Below are 6,900 nucleotides of genomic sequence, written 5' to 3' on the forward strand. Positions count from 1 at the left end.
GCGGAAACCGTCCTGCAGGGAGCGCACGCTGACGCCGGCGATCGCGGCCAGGTCGGTGACGGCGAACGGCCGCTCGGGCTCGCCCTGGATGGCTTCCTGCACGCGGCGGATCGCACGCGGCGAGCTCCGGCGCGGCGGGGCCAGCAGCTCACGCTGGTAGCGGTGCGGCAGGGCGACGAGCAGGCCGCTCATCAGCAGATGGCGGATGCGTGCACCGATCAGCGGCTGGTTGATCAGGCCGTCGGGGTGGTTCGACTCGTCCTGCAGCAGTTGCACGGCGCGGCGCCACTTGTGGCCCAAGCCGCCGTCGACATTGATCGCGGCAGGGAGATCGAGGGGTCCCTGGATCGGGTGATCGAGCATGGCGGAGAGCTCCGCCTCGAGCGCGGGCCGTTCGACCTTGATGCCGAGCACGGCCGAATCCGCCTCGTGCAACGCGTACACAGGGTTGCCGGGCCCGAAAACGGCGGCGGTCTCGGGACTCGCGGTGACCTCGCGACCGGCATGCCGGGTGAGGCATCGGCCGACCGTCGGCATGGTCACGTGATAGGCGTCCAGTTCCGACGCGCTGAGGGTGGTCGGGGCGCTGAAGGTGATGCAGCCGACCGTCACGGGTCCGAGACGGATCACATCGAGACCGACCTTGAAGTCCTCGGCTCGTTGGGGCACGCCAACGGCGATCGGATAGAAGAAACGGTTTAGCAGAGCCCGCACTTCATCGACGTCGACGCTGATGAACTGGGCGATCTTGGGAGACGGCAACACTTCCGGTGAACCACCGGGATCGCGATCACTCATCTCGTAGAGCACTTTGACGCATACGGCGAGTATTCGGATGCGGGGGTCCATCGTCAACGTCGATGGGGGTCCATGACCGATCCAGCACATTCCGGCCATATGAACTACTCTGGCGTTCCACGCCTACGTGGCGTAACTTGCAGACCAGCGGAATGTTGTTGGAACGCGGTCCCGGAAGGCGTCTTGGGCAGACGCCTGGCATGCGCTGGTCGGCGCATCGCCATCCGCGGTCGAGGCCGGCGTCGGCAGTGCGACGCCAGGAAGAGGGCAGCCGTGTATCTGCCGATCACCACGCGCCAGTTGGCCGATGGCACCGTTGAGATCGCCCCGAGTGGCGAGATTGATCTCGACAACGCTCACGTGATGCGGGACGCCGTCAACGACGCGCTCACCTCCACCACGCCGGGCAAGATCTGCCTCGATCTCCAGCGGGTGATGTTGATCGACAGCATCGGCATCGGGATCCTGGTCGCGTGCTTCCACGCGGCCGCGGCCAGCAACGTCAAGCTGGTCGTCAGCCACCCGAGCCCGACGGTCTACCGCCAGCTCTGGGTGTCCGGCCTGGTCGGCCTGCTGGGCTGCGCCGAGCCGCCGTCCCCTCGCAGCCAGGTGGGCCTGCGCCCGTCCTGACCGCTGTGGTTGTCGTTCGTGACCGGCGCGATGACGATCTCGAGGGATGCGTCGCGGCGCTGCGGCTCACGCATGCGGCCGATGGGTACCCGCTGAACTGGCCGGCCGATCCGCGGGCGTGGCTCACCCCGCCGCGTCTGCTGCGCGCCTGGGTCGCAGCCTCCGGCGGCGTGATCGCCGGGCACGTTGCGCTGCAGGCCGTCGGCGAGTCGGAGGCCGAGTTGTCCCGGCTCTTCGTCGACCCGGCCGCGCGGCGTCTGTCGGTCGCCACCGAGCTGCTGCGCCGCGCGGTCGAGTGGGCCGCCGAGCAGCGGCTCCGGCCGACTCTGAACCTCGTCGACGAGGGCAGGTCGGCCGCCGTCGCCTTCTACGAGGCCGCGGGCTGGCGATTCACCCACACCAGTGAAGCCGGCTGGGCCGGACCGCGCGGCGAGAGGGTCGTGCTCCGGCACTACGCGGCGCCCGAGCCGTGGGCCGGCCCGGGCGGCTGAGGCGCCGCCCGGGGCCGTCCGGCGGCGCGTCACGCGATGGTTCGTTGATCTTCGCGAGGCGCGGCTAGCCTTGCGCTGGTGACGCGACAACGACTCATCGTGGGTACGTTCTTCGTCGTGTACGCGCTGAGCGTGCTCGCCATCACGGTGGTGCCGAACCCGCGCCCGCACCTTTACTGGCAACCGCCGTGGTGGGTGATGGTCCAGCTGGTGCCCTTCGACGTCGAGCCGGTCAGCATGATCGCGAACGTCATCATGTTCGTCCCCTTCGGCGCGCTGGTGCCGCTGCTGTGGCGCCGGGCGCGGCCGGTCGGCCGGCTGGCCCTGCTCGCCCTGGGCACCAGCCTGACCATCGAGCTGACCCAGCTGCTCTTCCTGATCGAGCTGAACTCGCGCCGCACCGTCGACATCAACGACCTGATCGCGAACACCGCCGGAGCCCTCCTCGGGCTGGGACTGCTGCGGCTGATCATGGGGAACGTCCGCGAGAAGACGGTCAGTCGTTGAGCTGGGCGCGCTCGATCTCGCTCAGCGCGGCCTCGAGCCACGGCTCGACCGGCTGCTCGCCGAGCTGACCGGTCAGCAGCAGGACGGCGTCACGGGCCAGCGCGGCCGGCGCGGGCGCCGCCTCCACCTCGTGGTCGAGACCCAGGGCGCCGGCCAGCAGCACCAGGGTGACCTCGGGATCGGCGCCGTCGCCGACCGCCGCCACCAGGACCGCGCGCACCTCGTCGCCGGTGAGCCCGTCGGGATGGCGGTGCTCCAGCAGCAGACGCACGCACGTGCCCAGGATCAGGCCGACCTGGGCCGGGTCGAGCGCCGCCAGGGCGGTGATCGCCGAGGCCAGCGCCTCGTCGTCGTGCGCGCGCGTGGCCGTGACGGCGGCCTGCGCCGCCGCGGCGATCGGGCGGGCCGCGACGGGCAGGTGCCGCCACTGCTGCTGAGTCGTCATGCCGGGAGATTAGCCAGCGGCTACGACAGTCGCTGAAATGCCGCTCGGAAAATGTCGTACTGCCCTGGCAGGGTGTGTCACATGGCTTCCGACGAGCTGCACGCGGCGATGGCCGCGCGAGTGGACAAGGGCGAGTTCCCCGGCATGGTGACGGTGATCGCCCGCGATGACGACGTGACCGTCGACGCGATCGGCGTGACGCGGGTCGGCGGTGACGAGCCGATGCGCCGCGACACGCCGTTCCGGATCGCCTCGATGACCAAACCGGTGGTCGCCGCGGCCACCATGGCGCTGGTCGAGGATGATCTGCTCGATCTCGAGGAGCCGATCTACCGGCTGCTGCCCGAGCTGGAGGGCCAGCGGGTGCTGCGGGCCTATGACGCGGAGCTCGACGACACGGTTGCCCGCAAGCGGCAGGTGACGGTGCAGGATCTGCTGACCTTCCGGCTGGGCTACGGCATGATCGTCGAGCCCGACTTCGACCCCCCGGTGCCGGTGGTGCGGCGGGCCCTGGAGCTGGATCTGATGTTCGGGCCGCCGGAGCCACGGTCGCCGTTCGGGGTCGACGAGTGGGTGCGGCGGTTCGCGAGCCTGCCGCTGATCGCCCAGCCGGGGGAGAAGTGGATGTACAACACCGGGTCCCTGGTGCTCGGTGCGCTCATCAGCCGCGCCACCGGGCAGCCGCTGGGGCAGGTGCTGGCCGAGCGGCTGTTCGAGCCGCTGGGCATGACGCACACCGGCTTCTCGCTGCCGGCCGAGCTCGCCGAGCGGCTGCCGGTGCAATATCTGTCGCGGGACGAGACCGGCGAGCTCCAGGAGAACCCGGCGACCACACCCGACCAGTGGCTGGCGGAGCCGCCCTGCCCGTCCGGTGCGGGCGGGCTGGCCTCGACCGCGGACGACTTCCTCGCCTTCGCGCGGATGCTGCTCAACGGCGGTGTGCACGGCGGCACCCGGGTGCTGTCGGCGCACTCGGTGCAGCTGATGACCACCAACCATCTGACCCCCGAGCAGATCGCGAGCGGCGGGCAGCTGCTCGGCGGCGCGGGCTGGGGCTTCGGCATGGCGGTCGAGGCGAGCGGGCGCTACGGGTGGTCCGGCGGCTACGGCACCGACTGGTTCAACGATCCGGGTGAGCGGCTGATCGCGATCGGCCTGACCCAGGTGTCCGACTTCCTGTGGGGCGGCGCCATGACCGAGTTCATCGCGCTGGCCGGCAAGTCATGACCAGCCTGGACGCGGTCACCGCATGGATCGGCAACTACGAGCGTGCGTGGACGAGCAACGACCCGGCGGAGATCGGTGAGCTGTTCGCCGAGGACGCGGCCTACTTCCCGGAGCCGTGGGCCACCCCGTGGCGAGGGCGCGCGGAGATCGTCTCGAAGTGGCTCGCCCGGCTCGACGAGCCGGGGTCGTGGACCTTCTCGTGGCACCCGCTGATCGTCACCGACGACGTGGCGATCATTCAGGGCGAGACGGTGTATCCCGACCGGCGCTACAGCAATCTGTGGGTGCTCCGACTGGACAGTGCGGGGCAGGCCCGGCAGTTCACCGAATGGTGGATGGATCAGTCGGAGAGCAGCTGAGTGCGGGAGCGGTCCGGCAAAAGCGGCATAGGGACCTACTCAATTCGTGGACATGAATGATTTCTGCGGCGGCCGGTTAGCGAATTCGGGGACGGGCGGGCAGACTGCCTCGGGTGGAGGTGCAGCAGAGGCTCGGCGGGCGCTACAAGCTGCTGAACCAGCTCGGCAGCGGCGGCATGGCCGTGGTGTGGAAAGCACACGACGAGGTGCTCAATCGTCCGGTCGCGATCAAGCTCCTGGCCGGGAGATATGCCGCTGACGAGAGTTACCGCGCGCGGATCCGGGCCGAGGCGCGGGCGGCGGCCAATCTCTCACATCCGAATATTGCTCAGGTCTACGACTTCGGTGAGTCCGACGACGACGGGACGCGTCTGTCCTACGTCGTGATGGAATTGATCAACGGACCGACGTTAGCCGAACGAGTGAAAAAGGGTCCGATTCCGCCGCGGTCGGTGTTCCGGATCTGCGGCGAGGTGGCGGCCGCGCTGGCGGCGGCGCACGCCTACGGACTGGTGCACCGCGACATCAAGCCGGCCAACGTGATGGTGACGCCGGCCCGGGCCAAGGTGGTGGACTTCGGCATCGCCGCGGCGGCCGGGCCGGGACGGCCCGACGACGAGCTGCTCGGCACGCCCGCCTTCCTGGCCCCGGAGCGGCTGCTCAGCGACCGGATCGAGCCCGCCTCCGACGTGTACGCGCTGGGCGTCCTGCTCTACCGGCTGCTGACCAACTCGTCCCCGTGGAGCGTCGACAGCACGACACAGATGCTGGATGCGCACGTCTACATCGAGCCGGACCCGATGCCGCAGGTCACCGGCGTCCCGGCCGAGATCACCGGCCTGGTGCAGCAGTGCCTGCTGAAGGATCCGGCGGCGCGGCCGACGGCGGCCGAGGCGTCGTCGATCCTGATGGAGGCGGCCGACATGCCGCCGGAGCTGCACAGTGGCCGGAACGACAGCCCCCGGAACGCCGGTCCGCTCGTCGCCGCCCTGACCAAGGTGGACAAAAACAGCAACTCGTCGCGAGCGGCGGAGGGCGGTGAGGCCGCTGGCGCCGGCCGTGCCCCGGGCGACGCCGGCGCAAGCCTGAGTGGCGCGAATCCGGGCGGGGCGGGTAAGGGCAACGTGCTGCGTGCGGCCGGGCCCGGGAGCAAGACCGACAACGGCGCGCCGGTGGCCGGAACGGCTGCGCGGCCCGGCGGCCGGGAGGCGCACCCGGGAAACGGCGTCAATCGGCGGCGCCTGCTGTTCGCCGGCGGCGGCCTCGCCGCCGCTGTGGTGGCCGCTCTCCTCGTGTGGAACTTCCTGCCGGCCGAGGCCGACGGCCCGCGCGGCGCACGGGAAGCGATCGGCGCCGGCGCGGCGATCCGGCCCTCCGCGGCGACCGCGGCCGACCCGGCGCGCACGGCGGGTGGCGTTGCCCCGAACGGCGTCGCGGGGCAGGGGCCCACGCCGAGCGGGGACCCGGTGAGCTCCAGCGCCGCGGGCACGCCCAGTTCGCTCGTACCCGGCGAAGGCGTGACCGTCGCACCCAGCGCGCGCAGCGACTCGCCGGCGGCGAGCTCGGAACCGCCGGCCACCAGCGCACCCGCGGGTGTCAACACCAAGACGCTCACCTCGAAGGGCGGCTCGGTCGTCGCCGAGTGCGCGAAGGGCAACGTCACGCTGCTGAGCTGGGATCCGCAGCAGCCCTACGAGGTGCAGCGGGCCGACCCGGGACCGGGCGTCACGGCTTCGGTCATCTTCAAGGCGAAGAGCTCGAGGATCCGGATGACGGTCACCTGCGTCGCGGGCGTGCCGACGCCGGTGACCCTGCCGCTGTGACCGGTACGTAGATCAACGCTTACCGCGGGCCGGAAGCCGAACCATACTGGGGCGATGACGATCTGGTATGGCGGCGACTACAACCCCGAGCAGTGGCCGGAAGAGGTCTGGGCCGAGGACGTCCAGCTGATGCAGCGGGCGGGCGTGAACATGGCCACGGTCGGCGTCTTCTCGTGGGCGCGGATCCAGCCGGATGAGGGCGTGTTCGACTACGACTGGCTCGACCGGGTGATCGACGGGCTGCACGCCGGTGGCATCAAGGTCGATCTGGCCACCGGCACCGCGTCGCCGCCGCCGTGGGCAGCCGCCAAATACCCGGCGATGCTGACCGAGACCCGCGAGGGCGCGACCCGCTGGCCCGGCGGACGGCAGCACTACGCGGCCACCTCGCCGGATTACCGCCGGCTCGCCGCCGACCTGGTCCGCCACACCGTCGACCGCTACAAGGACCACCCGGCGGTGGTGCTGTGGCACATCAACAACGAGCTCGGCTGCCACGCCGCGTACGACTACTCCGACCAGGCCGCGGCCGCGTTCCGAAGCTGGCTGCGGGACAAATACCGGTCCATCGACGCGCTCAATGACGCCTGGGGCACCTGGTTCTGGTCGCAGCACTACAC

The 6,900-nt window shown here is 70.6% G+C and carries 9 protein-coding genes; 7 read left to right on the forward strand and 2 right to left on the reverse strand.

Annotated features, from left to right (window positions below):
- The coding region (locus tag AB0M20_RS19870; protein ID WP_364300100.1) for an AraC family transcriptional regulator at positions 1–810 on the reverse strand (810 nt) is incomplete at its 3' end.
- A 261-nt stretch (positions 811–1,071) separates the two neighbouring features.
- On the opposite strand from AB0M20_RS19870, the gene AB0M20_RS19875 reads away from it, so the two are divergent.
- From AB0M20_RS19875 to AB0M20_RS19885, 3 genes are all read left to right on the forward strand, one after another.
- Positions 1,072–1,428 carry an STAS domain-containing protein gene (locus AB0M20_RS19875; RefSeq protein WP_364300102.1) on the forward strand — a complete coding sequence of 119 codons (357 nt, stop codon included), beginning with the start codon at positions 1,072–1,074 and terminating at the stop codon, positions 1,426–1,428.
- A gap of 5 nt (positions 1,429–1,433) precedes the next feature.
- Positions 1,434–1,919 (forward strand): GNAT family N-acetyltransferase, encoded by a 486-nt coding sequence (locus tag AB0M20_RS19880; RefSeq protein WP_364300104.1) that lies wholly within the window; start codon positions 1,434–1,436, stop codon positions 1,917–1,919.
- A 78-nt stretch (positions 1,920–1,997) separates the two neighbouring features.
- Entirely contained in the window at positions 1,998–2,426 is a 429-nt protein-coding gene (locus AB0M20_RS19885; RefSeq protein WP_364300106.1) for a VanZ family protein, read from the forward strand.
- Here the strand turns inward: AB0M20_RS19885 and AB0M20_RS19890 are convergent.
- Positions 2,416–2,871: a hypothetical protein gene (locus AB0M20_RS19890; RefSeq protein ID WP_364300108.1), complete on the reverse strand. Its 456-nt coding sequence runs from the start codon at positions 2,869–2,871 to the stop codon at positions 2,416–2,418. The genes AB0M20_RS19885 and AB0M20_RS19890 overlap by 11 nt on opposite strands.
- Positions 2,872–2,952: 81 nt before the next feature.
- Between AB0M20_RS19890 and AB0M20_RS19895 the strand changes: the two genes are divergently transcribed.
- The 4 genes from AB0M20_RS19895 to AB0M20_RS19910 all read left to right on the forward strand — a co-directional run.
- Positions 2,953–4,098, forward strand: a complete 1,146-nt coding sequence (locus AB0M20_RS19895) for a serine hydrolase domain-containing protein (RefSeq protein ID WP_364300110.1) — start codon at positions 2,953–2,955, stop codon at positions 4,096–4,098.
- Positions 4,095–4,457, forward strand: a complete 363-nt coding sequence (locus AB0M20_RS19900) for a nuclear transport factor 2 family protein (RefSeq protein WP_364300112.1) — start codon at positions 4,095–4,097, stop codon at positions 4,455–4,457. The genes AB0M20_RS19895 and AB0M20_RS19900 overlap by 4 nt, the downstream gene beginning before the upstream one ends.
- A 113-nt stretch (positions 4,458–4,570) precedes the next feature.
- On the forward strand, positions 4,571–6,280 hold the full coding sequence (locus tag AB0M20_RS19905) for a protein kinase (protein WP_364300114.1): 1,710 nt from the start codon (positions 4,571–4,573) through the stop codon (positions 6,278–6,280).
- 54 nt (positions 6,281–6,334) lie between these two features.
- Positions 6,335–6,900, forward strand: a 566-nt coding sequence (locus tag AB0M20_RS19910) for a beta-galactosidase (RefSeq protein ID WP_364300116.1), incomplete at its 3' end; no start/stop codon positions are given.

It is taken from the genome of Actinoplanes sp. NPDC051633 (genome assembly GCF_040681735.1).
In the GTDB taxonomy this organism is placed as follows: Bacteria; Actinomycetota; Actinomycetes; order Mycobacteriales; family Micromonosporaceae; genus Actinoplanes.